15 protein-coding genes are annotated in these 15,853 nt (G+C 33.2%); 10 read left to right on the top strand and 5 right to left on the bottom strand.

Annotated elements, in window-relative coordinates; all coding sequences use genetic code 11:
* Together gmk and LF845_RS06865 are read right to left on the bottom strand one after the other, a co-directional pair.
* Entirely contained in the window at positions 1–612 is a 612-nt protein-coding gene (gmk, locus tag LF845_RS06870) for a guanylate kinase (RefSeq protein WP_242820269.1), read from the bottom strand.
* Positions 609–1,478 (bottom strand): YicC/YloC family endoribonuclease, encoded by an 870-nt coding sequence (locus LF845_RS06865; protein ID WP_242820268.1) that lies wholly within the window; start codon positions 1,476–1,478, stop codon positions 609–611. Before LF845_RS06865 ends, gmk begins: the two co-directional genes overlap by 4 nt.
* A 93-nt stretch (positions 1,479–1,571) precedes the next feature.
* Here LF845_RS06865 and LF845_RS06860 point away from each other — a divergent pair, with 93 nt between their 5' ends.
* Positions 1,572–2,318 carry a slipin family protein gene (locus LF845_RS06860; protein WP_242820267.1) on the top strand — a complete coding sequence of 249 codons (747 nt, stop codon included), beginning with the start codon at positions 1,572–1,574 and terminating at the stop codon, positions 2,316–2,318.
* A gap of 26 nt (positions 2,319–2,344) precedes the next feature.
* Here the strand turns inward: LF845_RS06860 and LF845_RS06855 are convergent, their stop codons facing one another.
* From LF845_RS06855 to LF845_RS06845, 3 genes are all read right to left on the bottom strand, one after another.
* On the bottom strand, positions 2,345–3,589 hold the full coding sequence (locus tag LF845_RS06855; RefSeq protein ID WP_242820266.1) for an acetate kinase: 1,245 nt from the start codon (positions 3,587–3,589) through the stop codon (positions 2,345–2,347).
* A gap of 9 nt (positions 3,590–3,598) precedes the next feature.
* Positions 3,599–4,585 (bottom strand): phosphate acetyltransferase, encoded by a 987-nt coding sequence (pta, locus tag LF845_RS06850; protein ID WP_242820265.1) that lies wholly within the window; start codon positions 4,583–4,585, stop codon positions 3,599–3,601.
* 301 nt (positions 4,586–4,886) lie between these two features.
* Positions 4,887–6,209, bottom strand: coding sequence for an NAD(P)/FAD-dependent oxidoreductase (locus LF845_RS06845; RefSeq protein ID WP_242820264.1), 1,323 nt, complete (start codon positions 6,207–6,209; stop codon positions 4,887–4,889).
* 231 nt (positions 6,210–6,440) lie between these two features.
* Between LF845_RS06845 and LF845_RS06840 the strand changes: the two genes are divergently transcribed.
* The 9 genes from LF845_RS06840 to rodA all read left to right on the top strand — a co-directional run bounded on the left by LF845_RS06840 (position 6,441) and on the right by rodA (position 15,845).
* Positions 6,441–7,322, top strand: a complete 882-nt coding sequence (locus tag LF845_RS06840; RefSeq protein WP_242820263.1) for a DMT family transporter — start codon at positions 6,441–6,443, stop codon at positions 7,320–7,322.
* Positions 7,303–8,184, top strand: coding sequence for a DMT family transporter (locus LF845_RS06835; RefSeq protein ID WP_242820262.1), 882 nt, complete (start codon positions 7,303–7,305; stop codon positions 8,182–8,184). The genes LF845_RS06840 and LF845_RS06835 overlap by 20 nt, the downstream gene beginning before the upstream one ends.
* Positions 8,181–9,062, top strand: coding sequence for a DMT family transporter (locus tag LF845_RS06830; RefSeq protein WP_242820261.1), 882 nt, complete (start codon positions 8,181–8,183; stop codon positions 9,060–9,062). Before LF845_RS06835 ends, LF845_RS06830 begins: the two co-directional genes overlap by 4 nt.
* A 16-nt stretch (positions 9,063–9,078) precedes the next feature.
* Positions 9,079–10,032: a prolipoprotein diacylglyceryl transferase gene (gene lgt / locus LF845_RS06825; protein ID WP_242820260.1), complete on the top strand. Its 954-nt coding sequence runs from the start codon at positions 9,079–9,081 to the stop codon at positions 10,030–10,032.
* Positions 10,019–10,576: an HD domain-containing protein gene (locus LF845_RS06820; RefSeq protein WP_242820259.1), complete on the top strand. Its 558-nt coding sequence runs from the start codon at positions 10,019–10,021 to the stop codon at positions 10,574–10,576. The genes lgt and LF845_RS06820 overlap by 14 nt, the downstream gene beginning before the upstream one ends.
* Before the next feature lie 84 nt (positions 10,577–10,660).
* The gene (locus tag LF845_RS06815) at positions 10,661–11,683 is read left to right on the top strand and encodes a rod shape-determining protein (RefSeq protein ID WP_242820258.1); all 1,023 of its coding nucleotides are present in this window, start codon (positions 10,661–10,663) and stop codon (positions 11,681–11,683) included.
* Between the two features lie 7 nt (positions 11,684–11,690).
* Positions 11,691–12,491, top strand: coding sequence for a rod shape-determining protein MreC (mreC, locus tag LF845_RS06810; RefSeq protein ID WP_242820257.1), 801 nt, complete (start codon positions 11,691–11,693; stop codon positions 12,489–12,491).
* Between the two features lie 437 nt (positions 12,492–12,928).
* Positions 12,929–14,743, top strand: coding sequence for a penicillin-binding protein 2 (gene mrdA / locus LF845_RS06805; protein ID WP_242820256.1), 1,815 nt, complete (start codon positions 12,929–12,931; stop codon positions 14,741–14,743).
* Positions 14,730–15,845 (top strand): rod shape-determining protein RodA, encoded by a 1,116-nt coding sequence (gene rodA / locus LF845_RS06800; RefSeq protein ID WP_242820255.1) that lies wholly within the window; start codon positions 14,730–14,732, stop codon positions 15,843–15,845. Before mrdA ends, rodA begins: the two co-directional genes overlap by 14 nt.
* Positions 15,846–15,853: the final 8 nt, after the last annotated feature.

Raw genomic sequence — 15,853 nt, 5'->3', positions numbered from 1 at the left:
TTAAACCTCCAGGTTCATTATATCTTCTATTTTTTTTACATCTTTTGATCTTAAATGTTCAGCGATATAAATTGCATTAAGCTCGTTAAATGCCTTTTTAAAATTTTTATTTATTATAATATAGTCATAATCCTTATAATATCTAACCTCTTTTTTAGCATTTTCAAGTCTTAATCTCAGTTTTTCTTCTGACTCAGTTCTTCTATTTCTAAGCCGCTCTTCCAAATCTTTTAAACTTGGGGCAATTATAAAGACATATACTCCGAAATGCAATTTACTTTTCAACTGTCTCGCCCCCTGAGGGTCTATATCAAGTAAAATATTAACTCCTGACTCCAATTTTTCATTTATAAATTTTTTAGGCGTACCGTAAAGGTTCCCATGCACCTCTGCCCACTCTAAAAACTCATCATCTTGAATCATTTTTTTGAAAGTATCCTCATCAACAAAAAAATAATCTTTACCTTCAATTTCATCTGCTCTTGGTTTTCTTGTTGTTACAGAAATAGAGTACTCAAGATTGTCATATGTTTTTAACAGTTCATTGCATAAAGAGGTCTTGCCTGCACCGCTCGGTGCACTTATTACAAAGAGTTTACCTAAATTATTCATATTATATTTTGGACCTGTTCTCTTATTTTGTCAATTTCAGTTTTGGCATTTACCACACTGTTAATAACTTCGATTTGAGATGACTTAGAACCGATTGTATTAAACTCCCGGTTCAATTCCTGGCAAAAAAAGTCAAGCTTTTTGCCACAGGGAAATTCATTTTCAATAACACTCTTCATCTGCTGCAAGTGAGAATTGATCCTTTCAACCTCTTCTGAAATATCAAGTCGCTCCGATATTATCCCTGCTTCAGTAACAATTCTGTCTTCATTTACTTTTGTTACCAAGTCTTCGATTCTCTTTTTGTATTTTTCAAAATTAATTTTATAGACATCTTCCCTAAAAGTACTGATTGATTTGTTTAATTGCTCGAGTTTATTTAAAGAATCTACAATTGCCAACTGTAAGTTATTACCTTCTGCATTTCTCATATCTTTTACTGAATTAAGGGCTTCCATTAATACGGCTACTACCTCTTTATCCACAAAATCGGTAACATCAGACTCATCAACATAATCAATAATATTTTCAAACTTAAGAATATGCTCAATCTTTATATCATCTAAAATTTCACTCTTTATCTGTATCTCTCTTAAAACATCCATGTACATATTAAAATATTCGGTACTGAGCTTTGCTTTCTTCAAAGGTTTACGGAGAAAAACATCTATCATTACATCTATTTTGCCCCTTAAAAGCTCATTCTTAACAATATTTATTAATTCAACCTCTTTCAAATATAAAAATTTGGGTAATTTCATTTTTATATCGGAATACTTACTGTTAACGGCTTTTACAGAAACAGTAATATCAAACAGTTCAAAATGCTTGGTTATGCTCCCATAACCGGTCATACTCACAATCATAAAATTCCTCTTTATCTTTATGTAAAATAGTATAATATTTTGTATAATATAAAATTGAACCGAATAATACATAAATAAATCTTGGAGGTCAATATGTTTAGTTTGCCTATAATCATTTTTATTCTACTTTTGATCATTGTATTCAATACCGTAAAAATACTTAAAGAATATGAAAGAGGTGTAATATTTAGACTTGGTAGATATGTTGCCGTTAGAGGACCAGGACTTATCATACTTATCCCCGGTATCGAAAAAATGTTCAAAATAAACTTAAGAACAATTGTAATGGATGTACCACCGCAAGATGTAATTACAAAGGATAATGTCTCAATTAAGGTTAATGCAGTTGTTTATTTTAGAGTCGTATCCCCTGAAAAAGCAATTTTGGAAGTGGAAGATTTTTATTATGCTACCAGTCAAATATCTCAAACAACCTTGAGAAGTATTTTAGGTCAATTCGAACTTGACGACCTGCTTTCCAATAGAGAAAAGATAAACCTTGAGCTGCAAGATGTTATAGACAAACAGACAGATCCATGGGGGGTAAAAGTAACGGCTGTTGAAATAAAACATATCGACCTGCCACAAGAAATGCAAAGAGCTATGGCCAAGCAGGCTGAAGCTGAAAGGGAAAGACGTTCCAAAATTATACATGCTGAAGGTGAACTACAATCTGCAGAAAAACTTTCACAAGCAAGTGAAATAATGTCTAAGAATGCTATAACAATTCAACTTAGATATTTACAAACACTTAACGAAATAGCTTCAGAGAAGAACTCCACTATAGTTTTTCCAATACCTGTAGAATTATTAAATAATTTTATCAAAAAAGACAAATAAGATAGCCGCTAAATAGCGGCTATCTGCTATTTTAAAAAGCTGTAAGGATATTCTGTGTGGTCTTTATAGGTATTTTGCAATATTGCTACTACATCTTCGACAAACACTAACTCTTCGTTTGTCGGTATTACAAATACTTTTACTTTTGAATCAGGTGTAGAAATCTCAGTTTCACCTGATTTACTAAATGTTTTCAAGTTTTTCTCTTTATCGACCTTTATCCCTAATTCTTCCAACCCTTCAAGAGCTTTTTGTCTTATAACACCGGCATTTTCTCCGACTCCTGCAGTAAAAACTATAGCATCAACCCTTCCTAATACAGCATAATAGGCACCAATATATTTTTTCAATCTATAAGCCTCTATTTCTATAGCAAGCCTGCACCTTTCTTCATCTTCAATGTGCTCCAGAACATCACGTCTATCAGTATATTTTCCAGTAATGCCCAATATTCCAGATTTTTTATTCAGTATGTTATCCATATCTTTTGCACTTACATTCAACTGCTGCTGCATAAAAAGAGGAACTGCGGGGTCTAAATCACCACATCTTGTTCCCATAACCGCGCCCTCAAGAGGTGTCAAGCCCATTGATGTATCAACAGATTTTCCTTTTTTTATGGCAGTATGGGAAACCCCGTTACCAATATGCATCGTTATAATGTTGCAATCTTTTGGGTCTTTGCCAAGAAGTACGGCAGCCCTTTTGGATACATACAAATGACTTGTCCCATGAAAACCATACCTTCTTACCCCAAAATCTTTATACCACTCATAAGGGACAGCATAGGTATAAGCATAATCAGGCATTGATTGATGAAACGCAGTGTCAAAAATAGCCACATGGGGCACATCAGGTAAAACGGCCTTAGCAGCTCTTATCCCCGCAAGGTTTGGCGGATTATGAAGCGGTGCAAGATGTTGAACATCTTCAATAGCCTTAATCACCTCATCATCAATAAGAACACTACTTTTGAACCTTTCACCACCGTGTACAACCCTATGTCCCACCGCAGAAATCTCAACTATCTTTTCAATAACACCATGCTCTTTACTCTCAAGCGTATTAACAATTAGATTAATAGCTGTATTATGGTCATGACACTCATACTCATTTCTGTAAGTTTCTCTACCCGGTACCTCATGTATTATAAATGAATCACCAATACCAACCCTTTCAACTACCCCCTTTGCAACTACCTGCTTAGCTTCCCAATCAAAAAGCTGATATTTAACGGAAGAGCTTCCACAATTTAATGCAAGAATTTTCATCATTACCCCCTATGACTGAACCATAGTAATAGCTGCTACATTTACTATATCCATATATTTACATCCGCGAGACAAGTCATTTACAGGCTTTTTCAAACCTTGAATAATAGGACCTATAGCCTCAGCAGAAGCCACTCTTTCAACCAATTTATATCCAATGTTACCTGAATCCAAATCAGGGAATATTAAGACATTAGCACTGCCGGCTACATCACTGCCAGGTGCTTTTCTCTCCCCTACGCTTTTGATTAGTGCAGCATCAGCCTGCAATTCACCATCAACTTTAAGTTCAGGATTCATCTCTTTAACAATTTTTAAAGCCTCTAAAACTTTATCCACATCAGGATGACTCGCACTCCCCTTCGTAGAAAAGGATAACATTGCAACCTTAGGCTCAACTTCCAAAAAAGCCTTACAACTGTCAGCAGTTGCAAGTGCTATTTCAGCCAAAGTTCTTGCGTCAGGATTAGGGTTAACTGCACAGTCGGCAAATATAACCGCTCCATCTTTACCAAATTCTTTCTTAGGGGTAACCATAATAAAGCAACTCGAAACCGTCTTCATGCCGGGCTTTGTACCAATAACCCTTATAGCAGCCCTCAAGACATCAGCAGTAGTATGACAAGCTCCGGTAACAGCACCATTTGCAATCCCTTTCTCCACAAGCATACAACCAAAATAGTTGACATCACACATAGTAGCTTGTGCCTCTTCAAGGGTCATCCCTTTAGACTTTCTTCTTTCATAATACTCATTAACAAAATCATTATAATATTTACTACTTTTTGGCTCAATTATTTCACAATCAACAGGATAACCTTTAGATTTAAAAATTTGCTCAACCTTTTCTTGTTCACCAAGGACAATGACTTTTGCCAAACCATTTTTTGAAATAGTATGAGCAGCATCAATTGTTCGCTCATCATTCCCTTCAGGCAACACTACTGTTCCCTTCTTATCTTTCGCCATTTCCCAAAACTTTTCCATTAAAGACATATTGGCCTCCAAAATATAATTATATTTTATTTTAATCAAACATTACTTTCTGTCAAGTTATTTTTAACTTTTTGAAAGTAATACTTAACATTATTATAACAAGTTATGCTAAATTACTCAATAGAACTTTTTTCTACTCAAATATCAAATCAATAGCTCAACCACATTGAGAGATAAAATTACAATTTTATCCCTATCTAAGTTATATTTATTTAAACTTAAGCTTAATAGTCATTTTACCAATTTCTAAACACTCTCTGGTGTGGTACAGTACGTAATCACACCAGAGAGGAAAACATACCTACATCTTTTTCAGTGCATCTCTTGCTGCAAACATATAGGTATTATCCGAAGGTTTTGCAGCAAGCTCAGGATGTGTAGTATACTGATAATTCAATAAGTCGTCAACCGTAGCACCCATCTGAATCCCAAAGGATATAAAATCAACATTTCCAGCAGTACAGTGCCCATGTCTCAATACAGCTCCACCTATTAATTTACCGTTATCTTTATTGAAAACAAGCTTTGTTTTTATACTCTTAACACCATCCATCATTGGATACATATCCATCACTTCCGATTCACCAACGACTACGTCTATCCCCTCACTCTTAGCTATCTTATAAATCAACCCTGCCGAACCAAAGCTGTAAGAAAACGCAGTGGATGCGTTAGCATTTATAACACCTGGGAAAACGGTTTTTTTTCCAATAATGTTTTTGGTAACAACTTTACCCATGAAAACTGCATTAGTCCCAAACTCTCCACGAGTAGGTTTTTTAGTAATAAAAGATTTCTTTTCAGCACAATCTCCAGCTGAATATATATTTTCAACATTTGTTTGAAGATACTCATTTGTAACTATACCATACCTTGAGACAACAATGCCTGATTTTTCAGCCAATTCAGTATTTGGAGTAACACCTATCGAAACTACAACAAAGTCTGTATCAACCTTCGTACCATCCTCAAAAACAACCTTTTCTACTTTTTTATCCCCTTCAAATCTCACAGCCTTGCTGTTTGTCATTAAGTTTATACCATTTTCCTTAACATGTGACTCAATCTCATTAACAAAATCATCATCAATAGTCGAAAGCAGAATATGAGGAAGCATTTCAACAATAGTGACATCAAGTCCAAGTTTCTTTAAAATAACGGCAACCTCAACACCAATATACCCACCACCAATAACCACACACTTCTTACATTCTTTCGAATAAAGCCTCAACATCTCCATGTCGGACTTTGACCTTACTGATATTATATTTTTCAAATTCACACCTTCGATATTTGGGATAATCGGCTTTGAACCTGTAGCAAGCAACAGGTAATCATATTTGAAAGACCCACTATTCAAAGTTTTTACTGTTTGATTGTTCGTGTCAATATAATCTGCTGTATCTATAACCAATTTAGCACCAAAATCCGTAACTAAGCTATTTGGAATACAATACTTTTCAACTGGCTTACTATCCTCTATCCCATAAGGCACAGCACACCTATTAACATTTATTGGCTCATCTTTAATTAACGTAACATCAAACTTTTTGTTTGAACTATGCAATCCATGAACAAATACACGACCGGCAGGGCCACCACCCACAATCACAACTTTTTCCATTACGTCCTCCTTATTTAGATATATATTCAATAATATACATTTGAATTATTTTGAAAAGTTATTTTTTCACTTCCAAACTAAGAATATTAGTCTACTTTTTTAACTTCTTGTTATTTGTTGATATAATTTCTGATAAGAGGCTTTTAAAATTATAAGAACACTCCAAAAAATACATTTGATTTTGTGTTAATAATAAATTATTACATATTAACTTTTTTAAAGGACAATAAAATGATTAAAGGGGCAATAGCCGCAATTTTATCGGCTGTCTGTTTTGCATTTTTAGCAATTTTTGCAAAGATTGGTTACGAACTTGGAATAACTACATCCGATATGCTTTTCTTTAGATTTATGTTGGGGGTTTTAATTTTTACGATTTATTTTATAATTAAGGACTATAAGCTGTTTATCATAAAGAAAGTAAATCTACTAAAAGCATTTTTTGCCGGTTCTTTACTCTATTTTACCCAAAGTAGTCTATTTTTCCTTGCTGTTAAATACACGTCAGTTTCAAGTGCAGCTTTGATCTTATATATGTATCCCCTTTTTGTAACTGTTTTATCAATAATTATTTTTAAGTACAGACTAAATGTAGTTACATCGATATCATTAGGATTAATAAGCTTAGGAAGCTGTTTAATATTTTACGATGCATTTTCCAACAAATATTCACTTTTTGGTATTTTGTGTGCATTAGGTGCAGCAATAACTTTCTCCTTCTATCTTATTTTTATCCAATATTCTCTAAAAACCCAAAAACCACTTACATTTAGTTATTATGTAATACTTTTTGCTTCCATACCGTTTGCTTTTAAAGCTGACTACTTATTACCCATAAACCAAACCACATTTTTGCTTATCTTAGGGTTATCTTTAGTGTCAACTTTTTTGGCAATAACACTTTTGTATGTTTCAGTAGAAATCATCGGAGCTGTTTATGCATCAATATTTTCATCTATAGAGCCTGTTATTACTGTATTGGCATCCGTTTTTATACTTTCCGAAAAAGTCAACCATATAAAAGTAGCTGGAATGATTCTAATAGTGATATCAATCTTGCTGCCTCAATTAAAAAAGATAAGGTTTATGGCTTATGAACAAAAAAGCTCTTGAGTATTTGGCAGATCTATCCCTTTTATTTATTTCTTTAGTATGGGGTAGTACATTTATTATAGTAAAGGAAAGTATAGAAAAGGTAGACCCTTCCTTATTCATAAGCTATAGATTTTTAATTGCATCATTAATCCTTTCCCCTTTTTTAATTATTAGAAGAAATAAAGTCAACAAAGAGTCTGTTTTAGCAGGGCTATCTATGGGTTCGGTATTATTCACAGTGTTTTATTTCCAAACCTTCGCTTTAAAATATATTACAGCATCTGTCACCGGTTTTTTGACCGGCATCTATACACTATTTGTCCCAATACTATCATATGTATTTTTACATAAAAAACCTTATCCCACTTCAATTGCCGCTGTCATTTTGTCAACAATAGGTTTATACCTCATTTCCTTTCAGGGTAATTTTACTTTTGGAATTGGAGAGTCATTTGCTATAATAAATGCTTTTGGAATTGCGATCCATATAATACTCACAGATTATTACTCAAAAAAATACGATACCATCATATTAACATCCGTACAAATTATTGTTGTAGCTTTTTTATCAATTATCTTTACCTTCGCATCAGGTATCGATATAAAAATACAACCTGAAAAAGATACAATTTTTGCACTAATACTAACCGGATTCTTAGCAACAGTAGTAGCTTTCTTTATACAAACTGCCATGCAAAAATATACAACACCCACAAAAGCAGCAATCCTTTTTACGCTCGAGCCTGTTTCCTCCGCTTTTTTTGGTTATTTAATTGGTAAAGAAGTACTGACATTTAATCAATATATTGGTGCATCAATAATTATTATTGCTATGCTTGTCAGTGAAGTAGGCAGTGCATTAATAAGGAGTAAGAGATGAAACTAAAAATCTTTTTCATATTATTATCAGGTGTTATCTCAATATCCTTTGCAGCAATTTTTGTAAGATTTTGTGACGATGTACCTCCACTGATGATTGCAACATATAGGCTCATTTTTGCAAGTATAATAATTATATCTGTTTTTAAGTTTAAACACTATACCATCCACTCAATAACCAGAAAAGACTTTATACTATCAATAATATCCGGGACAATACTTTCTGTGCATTTTTATACATGGTTTACTTCAATTAAACTAACCTCCATAGCAAGCAGTGTAGTATTAGTCACAACGAGCCCTATCTTTGTCGGCATTCTCTCGTTTTTTTTACTTAAAGAAAAACAAAACTTAAATATTATCATAGGGATAGCATTATCTATTATCGGCAGTATAGTTTTAACAATGGGCGATATTAATATAAATGATGCATTAAACTTTGATAAAAATGCTTTAATCGGAGATATTTTTGCAATAATAGGCGCTATTGCAGCAGCAATATATATGATGATTGGAAGTAAAGTAAGGGAAAACTTAGATATTATACCTTACATAACAATAACATATACAGCCAGTGCCTTAACGTTATTATTAATTTCCCTTTTATCCGGGCAAACATTTCTTGGATATAAGCCTTCCTCATATACTTTTATGTTTCTTTTAGCTGTTATCCCTCAGTTAATTGGGCATACATCGTTAAATTGGGCATTAAAACATCTTAAAAGCAGCATGGTTGCAATTGTCACTTTAGGTGAGCCCATTGGTGCTGCAGTACTTGGTTATCTTTTTTTTAGAGAAGGGATTGACAAATATCAATTTGTAGGAATAATTCTAATATTTATGGCAATACTTATAGCATCTAAAAGTGCAGCCAGGTAAACAAGGAGATTATGTAATGTTTCCGTATATTTTTAAAATAGGTAACTTTGAAATCCGTTATTACAGCCTCATGTATCTGATAGGGATATTATTGGCAATCTATTTTACCAAAAAAAAGGCTAAGAAATTAAAATACAACCCTGATGAAATAGAAAATATTATCCTTTTTACATTCATGGGAGGGATATTAGGGGCAAGAATATATTACGTATTGTTAAAGTGGGAATTTTATAAGAATACCCCTTTTGAAATATTTGCTGTATGGCACGGTGGACTTGCGATACACGGCGGAATAATAGGTGGTTTTTTTACTCTACTTCTAATAACAAGACTAAAAAAAATAAAATTAATATTTCTTGGGGATTTAATATTGCCTTTCTTACTTTTAGCTCAAGGAATTGGAAGATTTGGCAATTTTGCAAACGGTGAAGCCCATGGAGTCCCCACAATCACCCCTTTATCCATTATATTTTCATTAAAAAACAAATTCCCTGAATTTTGGGCAACTGTTTTGACCTCATTAAAAATAGAAAATAATCCTATATCTATTTCCACCATAAAAGATTTAATAGATAGCGGGAAAAAAATAACTGTAGTATTTGAAAACAAAGCTTACGAATTAAAATATTATGTGCCGTGGGGGATAAGTTTTCCAAAAAAATACTTCCCCCCCGCATACCAAGATTTTGGGACACTTCCCGTGCACCCCACCTTTTTTTATGAAATGATTCTTAATTTCATCGGTGCTGCTATTTTAATAACGTTGTGGAAGAATGATAAAAATCTTGGAGTTGGTAAAATCACAGGGCTTTACCTCATATTTTATGGAATTATAAGAGGCTTTGTAACTACATTTAGAGCCGATGACCTTATGATTGGAATCTTCAGAGCACCTCATTTGGCAAGTATGGCAATGATAATTATAGGAACCATTATTTTATACAAAAGGGGAAAAAGTGAAAACAGATAGAGAAACCGCACTGTCAATTTTACAAGAATATACCAAATCCAATTCTCTTTTGAAGCATGCGTTTGCAGTTGAACAAGCAATGAAATCTTATGCCAAAAAGTTTGGTGAAGATACTGAAAAGTGGGGATTTACAGGACTGTTACACGATTTTGACTATGAAATGTATCCAAGCATCGATGAACACCCTTACAAAGGGGTGGAAATTTTGAAAAATAAAGGGGTAGATGAAGATATATTGCAAGCTATATTAGGGCATGCAGAATATACCAATACCCCCAGAAAAACACTTATGGCAAAAACACTTTTTGCAGTTGATGAACTTTGTGGTTTTTTAATGGCTTGCGGTTACGTAAGGCCTGACAAAAAAATATCAAATCTGGAAGTCAAAAGTGTTAAGAAAAAGCTAAAAGACAAATCATTTGCAAAAGGTGTCAACAGAGACGATATTGAAAAAGGGATTTTAGAGCTTGGTGTTGATAAAGATGAGCATATTAAGTTTGTTATAGACTCACTTGCTGAAATTGAAGAAATACTTATGTCATAAAAAAGCAATTTTTATACAATATACATTGAATTATAGATTACATTCTGATATTATGCTTATTTAGAATTTTGTGATGGAGGATTTATGTTTGGAAAAATATTAGATATATTTTCTAATGATATGGCAATAGATTTGGGGACTGCCAATACACTCATTTATATAAAGGGTAAAGGGATTGTCTGTAGCGAACCTTCCGTTGTGGCTATTAACAACGATACTAAGGAAGTGCTTGCAGTAGGAAATGAAGCTAAAAGCATGTTGGGAAGGACTCCTGCAAATATTGTTGCAATAAGACCTATGAAGGACGGTGTCATCGCCAATTTTGAAATAACTGAAAAGATGATTAGATATTTCATTCAAAAAGTTAATCAAAGAAGGTCTTTAGTTAGGCCGAGAATTATCATTTGCGTCCCCTCAGGTGGAACTCAAGTGGAAAAACGAGCTGTAAAAGACTCCGCAATACAAGCAGGTGCAAGGGAAGTTTACCTGATAGAAGAGCCTATGGCTGCAGCAATAGGTGCTGGCCTGCCAATTGAGGAGCCTTGCGGGAATATGATAGTAGATATTGGAGGCGGGACTACTGAAATTGCAGTAATATCATTGTCCGGTATAGTATACTCCAACTCTGTAAGGGTTGGTGGGGATGAAATGGATGAAGCAATTATCAACTATATTAAAAGAAAATACAACCTGCTCATCGGGACATATACAGCCGAACAAATAAAAATAAAAATTGGCTCTGCATTTGAGCTGGAAGAAAGTTTGAGTATTGAAATAAAAGGTAGGGATTTGGTAAACGGCATACCAAAAACTATTGAGATTACTGATGCTGAGATTAGAGAGGCTATCGAATATGCTGTTTCAAAAATTATTGAAGCTGTAAAAGTTGCTCTTGAAAAAACTCCGCCTGAATTATCAGCAGATATAGTTGATAGAGGAATAGTCTTAACAGGTGGTGGAGCTCTATTAAAAGGGCTTGATAAAAGGTTGTCAAGTGAAACCGGGCTACCAATAATTATTGCTGATGACCCTCTAACTGCTGTTGCACTTGGGTCAGGAAAGGCACTTGACGAATTAAAACTGCTAAAGAAAGTATGTTTTTACTAAATAATTGATGGTAAAAAAAAGATACCTTTTTCTGATATTAGCTTTCGTATCAGCCTTAATTGTTGTGCAAATTAAGAACCCAAAGATTACCGGACCATTCAGGGGAATTTTGGGAAATATATTAAATCCGATTGTCTATACTTATTATATTACCTCAAACTCAATAGGTAACTTAGTAAACAACTATATATTTCTCGTAAATGTAAAAAAAGAGAATGAACTTTTAAAAAAAGAGCTGGACAATTACAAGTTTGAAATAAGTATATTGAAAGAAAAGCTAACTGATTACGAAAGGCTTAAACAGCTTTTAGAGTTTAAAGATGCGTATAATTTTGATACAGTTGCCTGTAACATAATAGGAAAAAACCTAACCAATTCACTCAGTTATTTCATTATCGATAAAGGGATGAAAGATAATATCAAGGTAAATGATACGATTGTGGGGCACACAGGGCTTGTAGGCAAAGTAGACGATGTATATATTAATTCGTCTTTGGTCAAAGTCATACTTGACATAACAAATAATGTAAGTGTTATGAATTTTGAAACACGGACTACCGGTATACTTAAAGGGGATGGCAAAGGTGGTATTTTTGTAGACTACTATGATAAGTTAGAACCTGTTGAAATAAACGACCTTTTCATAACAACCGGGTTAGGTGGGGTTTACCCAAAAGGGATACCTGTTGGCACAGTAGTTAAGATAGAAAATTCAGAAAGTAATTTGTTTCAAAAAATTATACTAAAGCCACTCATAAACTTTAATAAAATAGAAAACGCTCTTATTATAAAAAATGTTAAAAAATAAATATTTACAATATGCTACATTATGCCTTATCGGAACAGTTGTATTCTTAATTTATAACCGTTTTGTTAAGTACTTTGATTTTTTAATTGTTTTTTTCTTACTTTATCTAAACTCAGGGAAAAAGTTTAAAGACTTTATCTTTTACATATTTATTGGCGGTTTACTTTTTGACTACCTATATCCAAGCTATTTTGGCGTAGGATTTTTTATATTTTATATAATATTTATATTTAAAAGCTTTTACGATAAATTTTTCACAAATGAAAAAAGTCATAGTTACTTACCTTTTATAACCACCTCAATTTTATTTTATAAATTTTTACTTGTATTTTTAGTTATGAAGGCTGAAGATACGGAAATAACTAAATTTTTAATTTCATCAGCCGTAGATTTAATTACCTATTATTTGATAAACTTTTATTTAGTGAGGCACAAAGTTGTTATTTCGAAAGCTTGAAGACAAGATTAACTTGATTTACAATAAAAAGTCAGTAGTGTTTTTTGCATTTTTACTTGCCGGCTTTTTCATTATATTTCTCAGACTGCTTTATCTGCAAATAATTAACTATGACAAATATAAAAAAATAGCAGATAACAACAGAATAAGAGTTGTAAGGGTAAAAGCTGATCGCGGATTTATTTATGACAGAAATGATAATATTATTGTAAAAAATAAACCAAGCTATAACCTTTATCTCGTAAGAGAAGATATTGAAGATAAAAATAATCTATTAAATTTAATAAACCAAAAAATTCCCATCGATAAAGAATTAATAGAAAAAAGATTAAAAAAGGCATACTACTACCAAGAAGTTCTTGCATACAGAGGATTAACTTTTGAAGAGTTGTCATATTTCAGTGAAAATATTGAAGATTTGCAGGGGGTAAATATAAAACTTGACCCGGTAAGAGACTATCTGGATAGCACCTCAATGAGCCATATAATTGGATATCTTGGAGAAACTACAGAGCAAGATTTAAAAACAAAACAAAATTACTTCGCCGGAGATTTAATAGGGAAAACAGGCGTTGAATATTTTTATGAAGATATATTAAGAGGTAAAGATGGCAAAAAATTTGTTGAAGTTGACAGCTTAGGTCAAACGATAAATACCATAGAGTTTCAGCCCCCTGTAAACGGAAAATCGCTCAGGCTTTCCGTGGACTACAGGCTTCAAAAATTTGCCCAAAAACTTTTTGGAAACAAACGCGGCTCTATTGTAGTTGAAGATATACAAACAGGAGAATTAATACTTTTATTTTCATCCCCTACATATGACCTTAATGAGTTTATTCCATATATCACTGAAGAAAACTGGGACAAGCTTATTAAAGATAATAAAAAACCTCTGCTGAACAGAGCTATTGAAAGCCATTATCCACCCGGCTCTATTTTTAAAATTCTTATGGCACTAATAGGGCTAAAGGAAAAAGCTATTACTCCGGATTCCAAGTTTTTTTGTAACGGTAAACTTGAGTTTGGAAATTATGAATACAAATGCTGGAAAACTGCAGGGCATGGAGATGTTGACTTAAAAAAGGGGATTTCAGAGTCATGCGACGTATACTTTTACAATTTAGGATTACAGTTAGGAATAGATAAAATTTCTGAATATGCTAAGAGATTTAAATTGGGAGAATACACTAACGTAGATATTCCCAATGAAAAAAAGGGGGTATTCCCAAATAGAGATTGGAAAAAAAATGCCTTTAACCAGATTTGGTTTCCGGGGGAAACAATTATTGCATCAATTGGACAAGGTTATATTAGTGTAACACCTATTCAATTGGTAAATATGTTTGCAGGAATTTTTAATGGAGGAAAAATACTAAAACCTCACATTGTAAAATCAATAATAGATGATAATGAAGAAATTTTAACTAAAACAGAAGTTTACGACTATATCACAATCCCGGAAAAGATAAAAAAATCTATTCTTGATGGGATGACAGAAGCGGTTTATGGTAGGCACGGTACATCTTATAGAGCAAGGGTGGAGTCAATTACCGTTGCAGGAAAAACGGGAACAGCACAAGTAGTCAGCCTTAAAAAAACTGAAAAATACGATGATGATAAAATTCCTGAAAAATATAGGGACCATTCTTGGTTTGCAGCAGTCTTCCCTGCTGAACAACCTCAATATGCCCTTATTGCAATGGTTGAGCACGGAGGTTCGGGCAGCCAGAGTGCAGCAGCTCTTGCCGGGGCAATAATAAATAAAATGGTGGATTTAAAATATGTTTCAGATTGACAAAAGACAACTTAAAAACTTTGACTTTATACTCCTTTTAATAATCTTTTTAATTAACATATGTGGTATTTTGGCAATTTATAGTGCTTCTTATGACATGTCAGACGGGACATTTGACGCATATTACAAAAAACAGATATTGTGGTTTGGTATTGGAATATTAGCTTTTTTATTTTTTTCTGCAGTTAGCTATAAAAGATGGATAGAATACGCTTATATTTTATATGTGTTAGGCATCATTCTTCTGATTCTCGTTTTAATAATAGGACACGTAGGTATGGGTGCTCAAAGGTGGATAAATATAGGCGGTTTTAGACTACAGCCTTCAGAAATATTCAAAATAATATTTGTCATAATTTTAGCTTACAACTTTCGTGATTTGTCTGAAAATAATCTGACAATTATTGATATCATAAAAAAATCTTTAATTTTACTTCCCCCTTTTTTGCTTATTTTCTTACAGCCTGACCTTGGCACAGCAGTAATATTTTTAGCTGTATGGGGTATGGTTTTACTATACAGAGGGGTAACTAAATGGACGTTTATTATTAGTCTATTTACATTTATTTTAAGTATGCCATTCTTATGGTTTAACCTAAAAGAATACCAAAAAAACAGAGTACTCACCTTTTTAAATCCTGAAAGAGACCCTTTTGGAAGTGGCTACCATGTAATACAGTCTAAAGTCGCCATAGGCTCAGGAGGAATGTTTGGAAAAGGCTTTCTTCAAGGAACGCAAACTCACTTAAAATTTTTGCCGGAAAGACATACTGATTTTATCTTCTCACTTATTAATGAAGAGTTTGGCCTGATTGGTGGCAGTATTATACTATTACTGTTCATTCTATTAATATACAGAATTATTCAAAATGCCATTGAAACAAGTGAACCAACAGCAAAAATTCTTTGTATTGCTGTTGCCTCTGTTACATTTTTTCAAGTTTTTGTTAATTCTGCAATGACAGTATCATTAATGCCCGTAGTTGGGATACCTATGCCTTTTGTAAGCTATGGAGGTTCTTCAATGATAACTTTTATGGCAATGATGGGACTTGTAAATTCAGCAAAAATGAGAAAATTTAACTCCCCTTCGGAGTATTAAAAAGTCAA

It is taken from the genome of Deferrivibrio essentukiensis, assembly GCF_020480685.1.
In the GTDB taxonomy this organism is placed as follows: domain Bacteria; phylum Chrysiogenota; class Deferribacteres; order Deferribacterales; family Deferrivibrionaceae; genus Deferrivibrio; species Deferrivibrio essentukiensis.
The sequence above is the reverse complement of the archived record's forward strand: the minus strand, read 5'-3'. Positions and strand labels throughout refer to the sequence as shown.

What these genes read in the sequence shown, in the direction of transcription:
- LF845_RS06855 (WP_242820266.1), bottom strand. Translation starts at nt 3,589, where the DNA reads ATGAAAATTCTTGCATTAAATTGTGGAAGCTCTTCCGTTAAATATCAG.
- rodA (WP_242820255.1), top strand. Translation starts at nt 14,730, where the DNA reads ATGTTTCAGATTGACAAAAGACAACTTAAAAACTTTGACTTTATACTC.
- LF845_RS06835 (WP_242820262.1), top strand. Translation starts at nt 7,303, where the DNA reads ATGAACAAAAAAGCTCTTGAGTATTTGGCAGATCTATCCCTTTTATTT.
- pta (WP_242820265.1), bottom strand. Translation starts at nt 4,585, where the DNA reads ATGTCTTTAATGGAAAAGTTTTGGGAAATGGCGAAAGATAAGAAGGGA.
- LF845_RS06830 (WP_242820261.1), top strand. Translation starts at nt 8,181, where the DNA reads ATGAAACTAAAAATCTTTTTCATATTATTATCAGGTGTTATCTCAATA.
- mreC (WP_242820257.1), top strand. Translation starts at nt 11,691, where the DNA reads ATGGTAAAAAAAAGATACCTTTTTCTGATATTAGCTTTCGTATCAGCC.
- LF845_RS06840 (WP_242820263.1), top strand. Translation starts at nt 6,441, where the DNA reads ATGATTAAAGGGGCAATAGCCGCAATTTTATCGGCTGTCTGTTTTGCA.
- gmk (WP_242820269.1), bottom strand. Translation starts at nt 612, where the DNA reads ATGAATAATTTAGGTAAACTCTTTGTAATAAGTGCACCGAGCGGTGCA.
- lgt (WP_242820260.1), top strand. Translation starts at nt 9,079, where the DNA reads ATGTTTCCGTATATTTTTAAAATAGGTAACTTTGAAATCCGTTATTAC.
- LF845_RS06845 (WP_242820264.1), bottom strand. Translation starts at nt 6,209, where the DNA reads ATGGAAAAAGTTGTGATTGTGGGTGGTGGCCCTGCCGGTCGTGTATTT.
- LF845_RS06815 (WP_242820258.1), top strand. Translation starts at nt 10,661, where the DNA reads ATGTTTGGAAAAATATTAGATATATTTTCTAATGATATGGCAATAGAT.
- LF845_RS06860 (WP_242820267.1), top strand. Translation starts at nt 1,572, where the DNA reads ATGTTTAGTTTGCCTATAATCATTTTTATTCTACTTTTGATCATTGTA.
- LF845_RS06865 (WP_242820268.1), bottom strand. Translation starts at nt 1,478, where the DNA reads ATGATTGTGAGTATGACCGGTTATGGGAGCATAACCAAGCATTTTGAA.